Below are 14837 nucleotides of genomic sequence, written 5' to 3' on the forward strand. Positions count from 1 at the left end.
GCCAATAGGACTTACTCGTCTAGCCGCCGCGGGCGGCGAGCGCGGCGCCCATCGCCTCGACGATGCGCACGAGCACCGGCTCCGGGGTGGCGACGTTGAGCCGCACCGCGCCGCGGCCGGCGTCGCCGCACCGGGCGCCGTCGACCAGCGCCACGCCGGCCCGCTGGAGGAAGAGGTCGCCGGGCTGGTCGACGCCGAGGCCCTCCAGCCAGGCCAGGTAGGTGCCCTCCGGCGGGGTGTACCGGACGCCGGGCAGGTGCTCGCCGACCAGGCCGGACAGCCGCCGGCGGTTGCCGTCGAGGACGGCGAGGGCGTCGTCGAGCCAGGGGCCGCCCTCGGTGTAGGCGGCGACGTTCGCGACGACGCCGAGGGTCGACGCGCCGTGTTCGGCGTGCCCGCCCACCCGGGCCCACCGCTCGGCGTCGGCGTCGTTCGACAGCACGAGCTGGGCGCACTTGAGGCCCGGTAGGTCCCAGGCCTTGGACGCCGACGTCGCGGTGACCGTGTGCCCGGCCGTGAGCTCACCCAGGGAGGCGTAGGGCACGTGCCGGTGCGGGCCGAACACCAGCGGCGCGTGGATCTCGTCGGCGAACACCCGGCCGCCGTGCCGGTCGACCACCTCGGCGACGGCGAGCATCTCCGCGGGTCCCAGCACCCGGCCGATCGGGTTGTGCGGGTTGCAGAGCACCATCAGCTCGCCGCCGGCGGCGAAGGCGGCGTCGAGCGCGTCGAGGTCGTAGACGAACCGGTCGCCGTCGCGGGCCATGGGCACCTGGAGGACCTCGCGGCCGAGCGTCGGAGGCAGTTCGAGGAAGGGCATGTACGCAGGCGTGGGCAGGACGACCGGCGAGCCCGGCGTCGTGAACCAGGTGATCGCCGCCTCCAGGCCCGCGAGGACGTCGGCCAGCGGGCGCACCCGCTCGGGCGGCACGTCCCAGCCGTAGCGGCCGCGGGCGAAGTGCACCCACGCCCGGGCCAGGTCCGCGGCCAGCCAGTCGGGCAGGTAGCCGAGCAGGCCGCGGTCGACGGCGTCGTGCAGCGCGCGGGTGATCGCCGGGGCGTGGCCGAGGTCCATCTCGGCCACCCACGCGCCGAGCGCGCCGGGGTACCGCGTCCACTTGAGCCCGCCGCGCGCCCGCAGCTCCTCCACGATCCCGTCGGCCCCGTCGTCCGCCACGTGCCACCTCCGCCGGTCCCCCGATCGGGTCCGATCCTGCCTGGCCCACGGCCGGCCTGCGACGATCCGGCCGTGCGGGTGCTCGTGGTGGTCAACCGGTCGGCCGGCACGGCGGGCGACGGCGCGCTGGCCACGGTCCTGGACGTGCTCCGCGACGGTGCCGACGTCGAGGTGGCCGCGACGGCCGGGATCGCCGAGCTCGAGCGGGCCGTGGCCGGGCGCGGCGACCGCAGGCCGGTGGTGGTCGGTGGCGACGGCTCGGTGCACGCGGCCGTCGCCGCCCTCGACCGCGCCGGCGGCCTCGACCCGGACCAGCCGATCGGCCTCGTCCCGCTGGGGACGGGCAACGACCTGGCGCGCGCTCTCGGGCTGCCGCTGGAGCCCGTGGCGGCCGCGCGCGCGGTCCTGTCCGGGGTGCCGCGGGCGCTGGACCTGCTGCGCGACGACGCGGGCGGGGTCGTCGTCAACGCCGTCCACGCCGGCGTCGGGGCGCAGGCAGGGCTGCAGGCCGAGCGGCTCAAGGACCGGCTGGGGGTGGCGGCCTACCCCGTCGGGGCCGCCGTCGCCGGGATGACCACCGCCGGGTGGCGGCTGCGGGTGACCGTCGACGGGACGGCGGTCAGCTCGCCGACGGGCTGGACCGCCGACGGGGACACCGGCGTGCTGATGGCCGGCGTCTGCAACGGCCCCACGATCGGCGGGGGCACCGCGCTCGCGCCGGGTGCCCGGCCCGACGACGGCCTCGCCGACGTCGTCGTCTGCACCGCGACGGGCCCGGCGGCACGGGCCGCCTTCGCCGCGGCCCTGGTGGCGGGGCGGCACACCGAGCGCGACGACGTCGCGGTGGTGCGGGGGCGGGAGGTGTCGGTGTCGGGCGACCCGGTCGAGTTCGACGCCGACGGGGAGCTGCAGTCCGCGGTGGCGGCGCGCACCTGGCGGGTCGAGCCCGGCGCCTGGTCGGTCCTGGTCCCCGGCTGATCCGCGTCCCCGGGTGATCCGCCGTCAGCCCCGGGGCGACCAGCCGAGCCGTGGGCCGAGGCGTTCGGCCGTGTCGGTGAGGATCTGCCGGTAGTCCTCGTCGGCGAAGCTGAACGGCAGCGCGAAGACCACCTCGGTCACCTCGCGGAAGCCGGCGTGGGCGTACAGCGCCTCGGCGATCCGCTCGGACGTCCCCAGCAGGTCGCGGGCGAACAGCAGCCGCGCCGGGCCCTGCGGGCTGCGGGTGCGCGGGGTGCGCGCCTCGACGTAGGCCGCGTACCTCGCCTGCTGGTCAGCGGTCGCGGTGTCGGTGGGGATGACCACGAGTCCCTGGCTCACCCGCCCGGCGGGGTTGGCCGCCCGGAAGGCCTGGACCTGCTCGGCCTGGATCGCCGCGAAGTCGGCCGGGTCGCCCTCGGCCTTCACCACGCTGCTGGTCAGGAAGTTCATGCCGGCCTGCCCGGCCCACTGCGCCGAGCGCAGGCTCGCCCCGCCGTACCAGAGCCGGGCGCGCAGGCCGGGGGAGTGCGGCTGCACCCGGTCGGAGAACTCCTCGACGACGCCCTCGCGGCCGGCGAAGGTGCTGGCCCGCTCGCCGGCGACCAGCCGCAGCAGCCGCTCGACGCGGGTGTAGGAGAAGTCCTCCACCTCTGCGGTGTCGGGGTAGAGGGCCTCCCGCACGTCGTCCCAGCGCATCGGCGGGCCGACGCTGACGCCGGGGTTGAGCCGGCCGCCGGAGAGGACGTCGACGGTGGCGAGGTCCTCGGCCAGCCGCAGCGGGTTCTCCCACGCCAGCGGGGTGACCGCGGTGCCCAGGGCGATCCGCGACGTGCGCTGGGTCAGCGCGGCCAGGACGGCGACCGGCGAGGAGATGCCGTACTGCAGGTGCCGGTGGCGCAGCCACGCGCTGTCGAACCCGAGCCGCTCGCCGAGCTCCACCACCCGCAGCGTGGTCTCGTGGCCGGGCCCGGGGTCGGCCGGGTCGAACGTCCCGATGGTCAGGAAGCCGAGCTGCTCCAGGGGCGTGCCGGGGGCGGGCATGCGCCGATCCTGCCCGCAGCCCGGTACAGCCCGGCTCAGCGGGGGAGGCGGCCCAGCAGGTGGAACTCCGGGTTGGGCGGGATGGCGGCGAAGTGCGCGAGCCGGTTGGAGAGGGCGAAGAAGGAGGTGATCGCGCCGACGTCCCACACGTCGTCCTCGGTCAGGCCGTGGGCGCGCAGCCGGTCGAGGTCCTCGGCGGTGACCGCCGCGGGGTCGGTGGCCAGGCGGACGGCGACGTCGAGGACGGCGTGCTGACGCGGGTCGAGCGGGGCCTTGCGCCAGTCGACGGCGACGAGGTCGGCCAGGTGCGGGTCGCGGGTGCGGATGCGGGCGATGGCGCCGTGCGCGACGACGCAGTAGGCGCAGTCGTTGGCCGCGCTGGTGGCGACGACGATGAGCTCGCGGTCGCCGGTGGACAGGCCGGGGGTGTCCTTGTCCATCAGTGCGTCGTGCATGGCGAAGAAGGCGCGTGCCTCGGCCGGCCGCCACGCCAGGGCGGCGAAGACGTTGGGGAGGAAGCCGGACCGCTCCTGGACGTCGGCGTAGCGGTCGGCGAGGTCGTCGGGCAGGTCGGCCGGGTCGGCGACGGGGAAGCGGCTGACCGGGGTCGGCTGGGGCGTGTCGGTGGTCACGGGGGCAGCCTGCCGCGCGGGCGGCCGTCGCGGCAGCCCGGCGCGGCGTCGGTGCATTCGGCCGGGGATGCGGCCCGCCGCAGGGATCCCGGCGGCGGGCACGGGTCCAGGGCACGGGCCGGCTCCAGCACCGGCCCCTCACCCCGGCCCGTGGGTGTCCACCCGCGGAGGACCGGCACTGCGTGACGATCATGGAGCTGGATCGGCGACACGCCGTGGGCGATCGGCGTGTCGCCACCACGGCTCCGTGATCGCCGGGACGTCCCCGCGGGACGAGAACGGCCGGACGCTCCAGGAGAGCGGTGGCCGGCACGGCCGGGGCCCGAGAGGCGCCGGCCCCTCCGAGGGGACGAGCAGCGGTGTCGGCCGCGCCCCTGCCCACCGCCGTCCTGCGGGTCGGCCGGGTGACCGGGCGACGCGGCGCGCGAGCACGTCCTGGGCGGTCACGGCGTCGGCCGCGACGCCTCCTCGGGCGTCCGGACGGGACGGCCCGGGGCTACGCGCCGGAGGGTGCGGTACGCACCGACAGGGTCACCCCGTCGGCCAGCCGGTAGGGCGCGGTCCCGACCAGGTCGCCGACCACCCGGCGCAGCCGGGACACCTCGGCGCGGGCGGACACGACGTGCTGGTCGTCGCCGAACAGCCCGCGGCTCAGCGCGCCGGCCGACAGTCCGCCCCGGCCGGCGGCGGAGACCAGGACCAGCACCTGCGCCTGCCGCCGGGTCAGCGCGGCCGACCACGGCTGCCCGCCGGCGGACACCCGCAGGACGGGGGAGCCGGTGAGGTCCAGCTCGGCGGTCACCGGCGCCCGCGGGCCGCGCGGGCGCACCAGCCAGCCCTCGGCCAGCCGCTCCGGCGTGCAGAGCCCCAGCCCGGCGACGGCCATCACCCGGTCGGTCCGGGGTGCGGCCAGCCGCGCGGGCGCGGAGACACCCGAGGCGGAGGCCACCCAGCCGTCGTCGTCGAGGAGCAGCGACGGCCCCCGGACGCCGGCCAGGACGGGGTCGGCGCTGCGCCGCAACCGCTCCAGCCGCTGCTCGTGCCGCCACGCCAGCCGCGACTCGGCCAGCCGTACGGAGGTCTCCACCAGCGCGCCGATGGCCGGGTGCAGGGTCAGCGCCGGCCCGCTGACGTCGACGACACCGAGCAGCTCCCCGGTGACCGGCGAGTGGATCGGCGCGGCCGAGCAGTACCACGGGTGCTGCGCCTGCTCGAAGTGCTCGGCGGAGAACAACTGCACCGGCGCGGCCTCCGCCAGCGCCGTCCCGATGGCGTTGGTGCCCACGGCCGCCTCGGTCCACGTCGCGCCCTCGGCGAAGCCGAGCCGGTCGGCGCGCAGCCGGGTGGCCGCCGCGCCCTCCCGCCACAGGACGACGCCCTCGGCGTCGGTGACCACCACGAGGAAGTGGGAGGCGTCGGCGACGCTGACCAGCACCTGGCGCAGCTCGTCGACCACCAGCGACAGCGCCGAGTGCCGCCGCCGGGCCTCGACGGCGTCCAGCGGCAGCGGGTCGCGGGCGTTGGGGCGGCCGGGGTCCAGCCCCATGCCGAGCACCCGCGACCACGAGCGCTGCACCACCTGGCGGGGGGCGACCGGCGGGGGGCTGCCGCCGATGACCGCGTCGTGCACCCGGGTGAGGACGCGGGCGTGCCGGCTCAGGTCCGTCCCGGGCGAGACCGCCGACCAGCCGGCCACCAGCACCTCCGTGCAATCCGCTGCAACGCTCCCGCCCGCGGCCGTGGTGCGCTGTGCTCTCCATCACACCATGCGCACCACCGCATGTCAGGGACGACGGCGAGGAGCCCTCCATGACGCAGACCCTCGACGCACCACCGCACGGCGCCGCCCAGCGGGCACAGGACTGGTTCACCGGCTTCGAGGAGGCGCTGCGCACCCGCGACGTCGACCGGGCCGCCGGGATGTTCGCGCGCACCAGCTTCTGGCGCGACCTCGTGGCGTTCAGCTGGAACATCACCACGGTCGAGGACCCCGCCGGCGTCACCGACCTGCTCACCGCCACGCTCGACCGCACCGACCCGTCGGGCTTCACGGTCAGCGAGGAGCCCGAGGAGGCCGACGGCGTCACCTCCGCCTGGTTCACCTTCGAGACGGCGGTCGGCCGCGGCAAGGGCCTGGTCCGGCTCGTCGAGGAGGACGGGCAGCCGCGGGCGTGGACGTTCCTCACCACGCTGTACGAGCTGAAGGGACACGAGGAGCCGCGCGGCCCCGCCCGGCCCAAGGGCGCCGAGCACGGGGTCAACCGCGAGCGGCTGACCTGGGCCGAGCGCCGGGCGCGTGAGGACGCCGAGCTCGGCCGCACCACGCAGCCGTTCGTGCTCGTCGTCGGCGGCGGGCAGGGCGGCGTCGCGCTGGGCGCGCGGCTGCGGCAGCTCGACGTGCCGGCGCTCGTCGTCGACCGGCACGCCCGGCCCGGTGACCAGTGGCGCAGCCGCTACAAGTCGCTGTGCCTGCACGACCCGGTCTGGTACGACCACCTGCCCTACCTGCCGTTCCCCGACAACTGGCCGGTGTTCGCGCCCAAGGACAAGATCGGCGACTGGCTCGAGTCGTACGTGCGGGTCATGGAGATCCCGTACTGGGGCAGCACCGAGGTGCGCAGCGCCACGTACTCGCCGGAGGACGGCGAGTGGACCGTCGAGGTCGTCCGCGACGGCGAGCCGCTGACCCTGCGCCCGAAGCACCTGGTGATGGCCACAGGGATGAGCGGCAAGCCCAACGTGCCCGAGATCCCCGGCCAGGACGTGTTCCGCGGCGAGCAGCACCACTCCTCGGCGCACCCCGGCCCCGACGACTACACCGGCAAGCGGGTGGTCGTCGTCGGCAGCAACAACTCCGCCTTCGACATCTGCGGCGCGCTGTGGGAGCACGGCGCCGACGTGACGATGGTGCAGCGCTCCTCGACGCACATCGTCAGGAGCGACAGCCTCATGGACATCGGCCTGGGCGCCCTCTACTCCGAGCAGGCGGTGGCCGCCGGCGTCACCACGGAGAAGGCCGACCTCACCTTCGCGTCCATCCCCTACCGGGTCATGCACGAGTTCCAGGTCCCGCTGTACGAGCAGATGAGGGAGCGCGACGCCGACTTCTACGACCGGCTCGAGAAGGCCGGCTTCTGGCTCGACTGGGGTGACGACGGCTCCGGCCTGTTCATGAAGTACCTGCGCCGCGGCTCGGGCTACTACATCGACGTGGGCGCCGCCGACCTGGTGGCCAACGGCGACGTGCGGTTGGTGCACGGGCAGGTCGACCACCTCACCGAGGACGCCGTCGTCCTGGACGACGGCACCGAGCTGCCGGCCGACCTGGTCGTCTACGCCACCGGCTACGGGTCGATGAACGGGTGGGCCGCCGACCTGATCAGCCAGGAGGTCGCCGACACGGTGGGCAAGGTGTGGGGGCTGGGGTCGGACACCACCAAGGACCCCGGCCCCTGGGAGGGCGAGCAGCGCAACATGTGGAAGCCCACCCAGCAGGAGGCGCTGTGGTTCCACGGCGGCAACCTGCACCAGTCGCGGCACTACTCGCTCTACCTGGCGCTGCAGCTCAAGGCCCGGCAGGCCGGCATCCCGACGCCGGTGTACGGCCTGCAGGAGGTGCACCACCTGCGCTGAGCCGCCGTGACCGCCCGGCGCCGGGGACGCCTCGTGCTCCCCGGTGTCGGTGCTCGTCCGCCGGCGCCCGCACGAGCTGACCCGGGTGGGGGCGTCCGGTCAGCCACCGAGGTGCAGCACCGTGAGGGTCCCGTCGTCGAGGTTGGTCACGTAACCGCGTGAGCCGTCGGGCAGCACCGCGACCGACGTCGGGGTCTTGCCCATGGGGAGCGTCGTCGTGACGCTCCAGTCGTCGGCGGCGATCACCGAGAGCGTGTGCGCGTCGACGTTGGTCACGTAGGCGAAGTGACCGTCGGCCGACCAGGTGATGTCCTGCGGGCCGTCCCCGACCGGGATGCTGGTGGTGACCGTGTTGCTGTTCGTGTCGATCACCGTGACCGTGCTGGCTTCGTAGTTGACGTTGGCCACCAGCGGCCGGTCCGGGTGCACCGCCACTCGATGCGGACCCGCGTCGACCGGCACCTCCTGGAGCACGGTGTCCGTCGTGGTGTCGATGACCGAGACGACGTCGGAGGTGTGGTCGGCGAGGTAGCCGCGTGCGCCGTCGGGGGTGAACTCGATGGAGTGCGGCAGGGGCGCCGCCGGGATCTCGGTGAGGACCTCGTAGGTCCTGGTGTCGATGACCGCAACCGCGTTCGGGTCCTCGACGGGCAGGTAGACCCGCTCCCCGTCACGGGTGACCGCGGGCGACCACGGCTTGCCGTCCAGGGGAACGGTCTTCACGATCTCCCGCGTCCTGGTGTCGAGGACGCCGAACGCCCCGACGTCAGTCTCCGGGTCGTACAGGCTCAGGTACGCCGTCCGGCCGTCCGGGGAGAACGCCACGAACTGCGGCGGGCCCACCGGCACGTCGAAGTGCCCGGTCACCTGGTTGAGTCCGACGTCGACGACCGTGATCACGCGAGCCCCACGGTTGGCGACGTAGAGCTGACGCCCGCTCGGCGTGGCCACCACGTAGCCCGGGGTCTCCCCCACGGGGATGGCCGGACCGACGGCGGGGATCGGCACGCTCGGGGACACGGGCGGCGGGCCGGGGCTGGTGGGCTCGGCAGGCCCCGGAGTCTCGCTGTCGGACGCCACCGGCGCGGGCCGGTCGTCCGGCCCACCGGGCTGTTGCCGGTCGGTCACCCACAGGACGGCCGAGGCGACCAGGCCGACCAGGAGCACGACCGCGGCGACGACCAGCAGGAACCTCCGCGACGGCCGGCGAGCCGGCGTGGGCGGGGTCGCCCCCGTCGGCGGGAGGAGCGGCGGGGAGGGCGGCGACGCGGACGAGGACCCCTGGCCCGAGGCAGCCGCGCCGGTCCCGGCCGCAGGGACGCCGGGCGGAGCAGCCCGGGTCGTCCCGGCCGGCTTGTGCCGGGTGGACGTCCGGGGTGCTGCCGGCGCGGCCCCGCCAGCACCCTCTCCTCCGGCCGGCCTCCCCTGTGCACGGGTGCGCGGTGCCGCCGTCTTGCGTGGGCGTCCGGGTTGCGGGGTCGTGGCCGCCGCGGAATGGCGGGAGGGCGCCCCGTCCCCGGGCCGGCGCCGCTCGCCCGGCCGACGCGCAGGAGGGGGTGCCTCGTCGTCGCTGCGGTCGTGCTGCGTGCCGCTCGGCGGGTCCCCGCCCACGTGCGCAGGTGGGCCGGGGGCGGCGGGGCTCCCGGGCTCCGCTCGCGCCGGAACGGGAGGTCGCACCGCGTGGGGCGGTAGTCCGACGTCTGGCCCCGCGCCGGAGGGGTCCCCGAGGACGGGCTGGTGGGCGGTCCCGGGGGCAACGGGGACGTCCCCTGTGACCGGTGCGCTCCCGGCGGTGTCCGGCGGGTCGGCGACGTCGAAGACGCGCCCGTCCGGGGCGCGCAGGTACAGCACCGGGGTCCCCCACTCGACCTCGTTCGGCTGGAGCCGGATCGCCTTGCGGGCCTCGGCGATCGCCGCGTCGAGGGGGTAGCCGTCCGCGACGGCCTCGTAGAACCCGCGGGTGAAGACGATGGCGGCACGGTCGGTGATCTCGAACTGCATCGCGACCACGGCGGGGATGCCCTGGTGGACCAGGCTCTGCGCGGTCCCCGAGTAGGGGTCGGTGCGGCCGCCCCGGGCACCTTCGCACGAGTTGAGCAGGGCCAGGCGCAGGGTGCGGTGGTCGTGCAGGAGGGCGCCGAGGTCGGAGCCGCTGATGGGCTGGGCCCGACCGGTCGGGCCCTCCATGGCCAGCTGACCGTCCCCGAGCTCGGCGTCGTACCGTCCGTGGCCGATGTAGTGGAAGACGTGGTGCTGGCCCCGGCGCAGCTGCCGTTGGAGGAGGCCCAGGGTCCCGCTGGGCACCCGCTCGAGGACCACCCGCCCGGCGCGTTGCAGCTCACCGAGCGCCTCCTCCAGCCGGCCCCACTCGGCCTCCACGTCCAGGGGCGGGAAGTCGGTGGGGCTGGCGACCAGCACCAGGACCCGCAGCGGCGGCTGCACGGGCAGCGGGCGGATGCGGCCGGGCAGGTCGAGGTAGCGCACCACCGGCGTCCACTCCGACAGCGCCAGGAACCGTCGGGCGTCACCGTCGTAGAGGTACTCCCAGGGCAGGTCGGCCAGCTCGGGCGAGTCGGTCAGCCGCAGCCGCACCCGCAGTCCGGCGTCCCGGCCCTCCGCCTGGTCGAGGCTCGCCGTCAGAGCGCTGTGCACCTGGTCGTGGAAGACGGCCTCGAACAGCCGGGCACCGAAGTCGCGGACCGCGGTGGCCTCCGGCGCTCCCTCGCTGCGCACCAGGTGCCGACGCGGCCGGCCGATGCGCAGCAGGAAGTTCTCCACCTCGAGGTCGGAGAACGGGATCGTGACCGGCACCGGACGGGTCTCGCCCACCGGGGAGTTCAGCACCCGCGCCCGGTAGCTGCCCGGCGACGCGGGTTCGAGCAGCACGTCGAAGTCCAGATAGGTCCGCTCGGTCACCCGGTCGCTCCGCCCGCCGCGGTGCGGTCCTCGACCGGCACCAGCGCGGTGCCGCCGCTCTCCAGCGGGAGACCCCCCAACCGCTCGACCATGACCGATCACCCATCCGCCGGCCGGGACGCCGCCGCCCTCGGTCCCTGAGCTCCGGAGAGGCGCCCCTGACACGCCGCTGCGGGATCCGGCCGTGCGTCGACGTAGGCGTGGTCCTCCCCGCTGACACCGACTGCGGGCACGACCACGGGTGACACGTCTCCCCTTCCGGATCACATCCGTCCGAATGACACACCGACGACGCTAGGGAGGTCCCCGGTGGTCGTCCAGCGAATTGACGCGTGGGGACACGCTGCGTGATGGGAGTCGACGCACCACTCCACGGCGCCGCCAGCGGGTGTTGGTCCGCCCGCGCCCGCACGTACTGACTCGGGGAGGGGTGTCGCCCTACGCTCCCCGTGCACGCGGTACCCGTGAGGAGAACCGGGGGGTCTCGCCATGCCGCTGCTCGCCGTGCACCTGCGCTGGGAGGACGTCGGCCCGTCGGCGGCCGACCGCCTCCGCCGCCTCCTGGCCGCCGGCCGGGGCCGCGCCGTCGGGGTCTGCCTCGCCGCCGAGACGCGGTCGGTCGGGGACGACCTGTACTGCACCGAGACCTGGGCGGACGACGACGCGGCGCGGGTCCGGCTCGCCGAGCTCCCGGCCCTGTCGGCCGCGGCGGGGCTGGACGCGCCGACCGCCGTGGTCGTGGTCTGGCCGGCCGCCGGCGGGGACCGGGCCGTCCCCTCCGCCGCTCGACCGGTGCGGTCGGCTCCCCGCCGCTAGGGTCGGGCCGTCCAGGCGGCCGGGGACCGGGGGTGAGTCGTCCCGCATGAACCTCGAGAAGGTGGTCTTCGGGTTCTTCGTGGTGCTCGCCGCCACGCTGAACTTCGGCTTCTTCCTCGGCGACATCGACGACCCCGTGCTGCACAACGTCTACGAGCTGTTCGCCGCGGTGGTGGTGAACCTGATCGCCACGGTGCTCAAGTTCGGCGACCGGACGCAGATCGGCGCCGTCCACCTGTCCACCAGCCTGGTGGCCGACCTGCAGCTGATCGCGGCCTCGCTCACCTGGGCCTGGGCCGCCTACATCTCCAGCGACGGGCTGACCGCCGGTGCGACGGCCAGCATGGTCTCGCTGTCGGGGGGCGCTCTGCTGGCCAACCTCGTCTCCATCGTCCTGCTGGTCGTGGAGACCGTCTCCTTCCAGCGGCACTGACGATGGCCAGCGCAGCCAGCGGGAGGGCGCCCGGCCGGCGCGGGCGGCGGCGGATGCCGGTCGTGCCCCGGGCGGAGGGATCGGCGACGGTCTTCGTGGTCCTGCGGCGCATGCGCGTCCCGCTGATCACGCTCATCACGATCTTCGCGATCAGCGTGCTCGGTCTCTCGCTGGTGCCCGGGCAGGACGCGAACGGGCAGCCGGCGCGGATGAGCATCTTCGACGCCTTCTACGTCATGAGCTACACGGCGACGACGATCGGTTTCGGCGAGATCCCGAACGCGTTCACCTACGCCCAGCGGATGTGGGTCACCGGAGCGATCTACCTGACCGTCATCGGCTGGGCCTACGCGATCGGCGCCCTGCTCGCGCTGCTGCAGGACCGGGCGTTCCGGCAGGCGCTGGCGCTGCGGCACGTCTCGCGCAAGGTGTCGGCCCTGCGCGAGCCGTTCCTGCTCATCGCCGGTTACGGGCAGACCGGCGAGACACTGGGGCGCTCCTTCGACACGCTCGGCCGCCGCTTCACCGTCGTCGACATCGCCGACGCCCGCATCGACGCCCTCGAGCTCAACACCTCCCACGCCGACGTCCCCGGGCTGGTCGGGGACGCGCGCGACCCGCACGTGCTCGGCGTCGCCGGCCTCGGGCACCCCTACTGCGAGGGCGTGCTGGCCCTCACCAACGACGACGAGGCGAACCTGGCGGTCACGATGGCGGCTGCGCTGCTGCGCCCCGACCTGACCGTGGTCACCCGCACGACCTCGTCGGTGGTGGCCGAGCGGATGGGCACCTTCGGCGCCCCGACGGTCATCAACCCCTTCGACCGCTTCGGCGACCACCTGCGGCTGGCCCTGCGCGCCCCGTCGTCCTACCAGCTGACCACCTGGCTGGAGAGCGGCCCCGGCGCCGCGCTGCCCCCGCGGGCCGACGCCCCGGCCCCCGGCCGGTGGGTGGTGGTCGGCTACGGCCGGTTCGGCCGGCAGTTCGCCGCCGACCTGCGCGCCGAGGGCCTGGAGGTGACCACCGTCGACCCGAACGACGACGAGGCGACGATCGTCGGTGACGCGTCGGACCCGGAGGTCATCCGGCGGGCCGACCTCCCGGCCGCGGTCGGCCTGGTCGCCGGCACGGACAACGACACGACGAACCTCTCGCTGATCGCCGAGGCACGGCGGGCCAACCCGGACCTGTTCATCGCCGCCCGGCAGAACCAGCCGACCAACGCGGCGCTGTTCACGACCATGGAGCCCGACGCGCTGCTCGTCCCCACCGACGTCGTGGCACACGACGCCTACGCCCGGCTGAGCACGCCGCTGCTGTGGCGCTTCCTCCGCGAGCTGCCGCAGCAGACCGACGAGTGGGCGGGCGGCGTCGTCGACCGGCTGGTCGACGCCTGCGGCCACCACCTCGAGGCGCTGTGGAAGCTCCGGCTCACCGACACCGAGGCGCCGGCGCTGCAGCCCTGGCTGGCCGCCGGCCGGTTGGAGCTCGGTTCGCTGCTGCGCAGCCCGGCGCGCCGGGACGAGCGGCTGGCCGTGGTGCCCCTGCTCGTGCTGCGCGGCGAGGAGGCGCTGGTCGGCCCGGGCGACGACCTGGTGCTCGCACCCGGCGACCAGCTGCTGTGCGCCGGGCGGGCCGGCATGCGCCACGCGCTGGAGACGACGCTGCTGGTCGACGGGATCGCCGAGTACCTGGTCACCGGCCGCCAGGTGCCGACCAGCTGGATCTGGCGGCGGCTGTCGCGGCCGACACCGGTCCCGGAGCCGACCGCCGCACCCTGAGCCTCCCGGAGCGTGGCGGCGCGTCGCCGCGTGGACCGCCGCGGTCGCGGGTAGGGGCGGGTCTGGTACGGGGGTACCCGCGACTGGGGGAGACACGTGGCTGACCGAGGGCTCGCCCGACGGGTGATGGACGTCCTCCCCGGCCGGGGCGACGCGGTCCGGGCGCCGGAGCTGCGCAGCGACGAAGGCCGCTCCGCCTCGCGCCTGGAGCTCTTCTTCGACCTGGCCTTCGTCCTGGTCGTGGCGGAGCTGGCGATCGCGCTGCGCGAGGACGTGACCTGGCACGGCTACACGGTCTTCGCCGGGCTGTTCGCCACGGTCTGGTGGTCGTGGATCAGCTCGACCCTCTACGCCAACCGCTTCGACCACGACGACGTCGTCTACCGGCTCTACAAGCTGGGCAGCATGGCCGCCGTCGTCGGGCTGGCGGCCTCGGCGTCGGAGGCGACCGGCAAGCGGTTCGCCGTCTTCGTGGTGTGTCACCTCCTGCTGCGCCTGATGCTGATGCTGCAGTACCACCGCGCCTACCGGCACGTGGTCGAGGCGCGGCCGCTGACCCGGCTCTACCTGGCCGGCGCGGCCGCGGGCGCGGTGCTCTGGGCGGTGTCGCTGGCGGTGCCGCGGCCGGCCGCGTTCGCGCTGTGGGCCGCCGCGATCCTGGTCGAGGCGCTGGTGCCGCTGCTGGCCACGCGGTCCTCGGCCGACGTGCCGCTGCACGTCGAGCACCTGCCCGAGCGGTTCGCGCTGTTCACCATCCTCGTCCTCGGCGAGCCCATCGCCGGGGTCGCGCACGGGCTCTACGACGCCGAGTGGTCGGGCCCGGCGCTGCCGGTGGCGGTGCTGGCGTTCGTCCTCGCGGCGGCCCTCTGGTGGACCTACTTCGACCTCGCCGGTGCGCGGGCCAAGCGGCTGCTCAGCGAGGCCGGGGAGTCCAACGGAGCGCACTCGCACGACGTCTACGTCTTCGGGCACCTGCCGCTGACCCTCGCGCTGGCCACCGTCGGCGCAGGGGTCGAGCTCGCCGTCGTCGAGGCCGCGGCCGGTGAGGTCCCGACGGGGACCCGGCTGCTGCTGGCCGGCGGGGTGGCGCTGTTCCTGGTCTCGGCGAGCGTCACGACGTCGGCCATGACCAGCTCCCGCCGCGGCTGGTGGTGGCCGGTGCTGGCCGCGGGGGTCGCGCTGCTCGACGTGCTGCTCGAGCTACCGGCCGTCGTCGTGGTCGGCGCCCTGGCCGGGCTGGTCGTCGTCGTGGTGGTGGCCGGCTCGGTGCAGCGGTCGGCGGGCGAGCTGACCACCGAGGAGGTCTGAGCCCGCTCACCCGATGAGCACCGCTCCGTCCCGGCTGCCGGAGCGGCGGGCTGCACCTCCGACCCTCGCGGGTCGCGCGTTCGTCGGGGGCCGGCGGGGGCATGCTCCGGGCAGGGACGGCC

The 14837-nt window shown here is 75.2% G+C and carries 11 protein-coding genes; 6 read left to right on the forward strand and 5 right to left on the reverse strand.

Annotated elements, in window-relative coordinates; genetic code table 11:
- Positions 1–19: 19 nt before the first annotated feature.
- Positions 20–1177 (reverse strand): MalY/PatB family protein, encoded by a 1158-nt coding sequence (locus ABQ292_RS13860; RefSeq protein WP_369207288.1) that lies wholly within the window; start codon positions 1175–1177, stop codon positions 20–22.
- A 72-nt stretch (positions 1178–1249) separates the two neighbouring features.
- On the opposite strand from ABQ292_RS13860, the gene ABQ292_RS13865 reads away from it, so the two are divergent.
- A complete protein-coding gene (locus tag ABQ292_RS13865) occupies positions 1250–2155 on the forward strand; it encodes a diacylglycerol/lipid kinase family protein (RefSeq protein ID WP_369207290.1) in 906 nt (301 codons plus the stop codon).
- A 24-nt stretch (positions 2156–2179) separates the two neighbouring features.
- Here the strand turns inward: ABQ292_RS13865 and ABQ292_RS13870 are convergent, their stop codons facing one another.
- The 3 genes from ABQ292_RS13870 to ABQ292_RS13880 all read right to left on the reverse strand — a co-directional run bounded on the left by ABQ292_RS13870 (position 2180) and on the right by ABQ292_RS13880 (position 5524).
- Positions 2180–3196: an LLM class flavin-dependent oxidoreductase gene (locus ABQ292_RS13870; RefSeq protein ID WP_369207292.1), complete on the reverse strand. Its 1017-nt coding sequence runs from the start codon at positions 3194–3196 to the stop codon at positions 2180–2182.
- A 35-nt stretch (positions 3197–3231) separates the two neighbouring features.
- Positions 3232–3828 (reverse strand): peroxidase-related enzyme, encoded by a 597-nt coding sequence (locus ABQ292_RS13875; protein WP_369207294.1) that lies wholly within the window; start codon positions 3826–3828, stop codon positions 3232–3234.
- Positions 3829–4324: 496 nt separating this feature from the next.
- Entirely contained in the window at positions 4325–5524 is a 1200-nt protein-coding gene (locus ABQ292_RS13880) for a GAF domain-containing protein (RefSeq protein WP_369207296.1), read from the reverse strand.
- A gap of 113 nt (positions 5525–5637) precedes the next feature.
- Here ABQ292_RS13880 and ABQ292_RS13885 point away from each other — a divergent pair, with 113 nt between their 5' ends.
- Positions 5638–7461, forward strand: a complete 1824-nt coding sequence (locus tag ABQ292_RS13885) for a flavin-containing monooxygenase (RefSeq protein WP_369207298.1) — start codon at positions 5638–5640, stop codon at positions 7459–7461.
- A gap of 99 nt (positions 7462–7560) precedes the next feature.
- Here the strand turns inward: ABQ292_RS13885 and ABQ292_RS13890 are convergent, their stop codons facing one another.
- Entirely contained in the window at positions 7561–10377 is a 2817-nt protein-coding gene (locus ABQ292_RS13890) for a CHAT domain-containing protein (protein WP_369207300.1), read from the reverse strand.
- A gap of 489 nt (positions 10378–10866) precedes the next feature.
- Between ABQ292_RS13890 and ABQ292_RS13895 the strand changes: the two genes are divergently transcribed.
- From ABQ292_RS13895 to ABQ292_RS13910, 4 genes are all read left to right on the forward strand, one after another.
- Complete coding sequence (locus tag ABQ292_RS13895) at positions 10867–11193, forward strand: hypothetical protein (RefSeq protein WP_369207302.1); 327 nt, start codon at positions 10867–10869, stop codon at positions 11191–11193.
- 46 nt (positions 11194–11239) lie between these two features.
- Positions 11240–11626, forward strand: a complete 387-nt coding sequence (locus ABQ292_RS13900) for a DUF6394 family protein (RefSeq protein WP_369207304.1) — start codon at positions 11240–11242, stop codon at positions 11624–11626.
- Between the two features lie 53 nt (positions 11627–11679).
- Entirely contained in the window at positions 11680–13407 is a 1728-nt protein-coding gene (locus ABQ292_RS13905) for a potassium channel family protein (protein ID WP_369207306.1), read from the forward strand.
- 96 nt (positions 13408–13503) lie between these two features.
- Positions 13504–14715, forward strand: a complete 1212-nt coding sequence (locus ABQ292_RS13910) for a low temperature requirement protein A (RefSeq protein WP_369207308.1) — start codon at positions 13504–13506, stop codon at positions 14713–14715.
- Positions 14716–14837: the final 122 nt, after the last annotated feature.

The sequence above is a fragment of the Geodermatophilus maliterrae genome (assembly GCF_041018925.1).
Taxonomy (GTDB): domain Bacteria; phylum Actinomycetota; class Actinomycetes; order Mycobacteriales; family Geodermatophilaceae; genus Geodermatophilus; species Geodermatophilus maliterrae.

Excerpts from the sequence above, each read along its gene's own strand:
- ABQ292_RS13870 (WP_369207292.1), bottom strand. The coding sequence starts at position 3,196 with ATGCCCGCCCCCGGCACGCCCCTGGAGCAGCTCGGCTTCCTGACCATC.
- ABQ292_RS13885 (WP_369207298.1), top strand. The coding sequence starts at position 5,638 with ATGACGCAGACCCTCGACGCACCACCGCACGGCGCCGCCCAGCGGGCA.
- ABQ292_RS13895 (WP_369207302.1), top strand. The coding sequence starts at position 10,867 with ATGCCGCTGCTCGCCGTGCACCTGCGCTGGGAGGACGTCGGCCCGTCG.
- ABQ292_RS13900 (WP_369207304.1), top strand. The coding sequence starts at position 11,240 with ATGAACCTCGAGAAGGTGGTCTTCGGGTTCTTCGTGGTGCTCGCCGCC.
- ABQ292_RS13905 (WP_369207306.1), top strand. The coding sequence starts at position 11,680 with ATGCCGGTCGTGCCCCGGGCGGAGGGATCGGCGACGGTCTTCGTGGTC.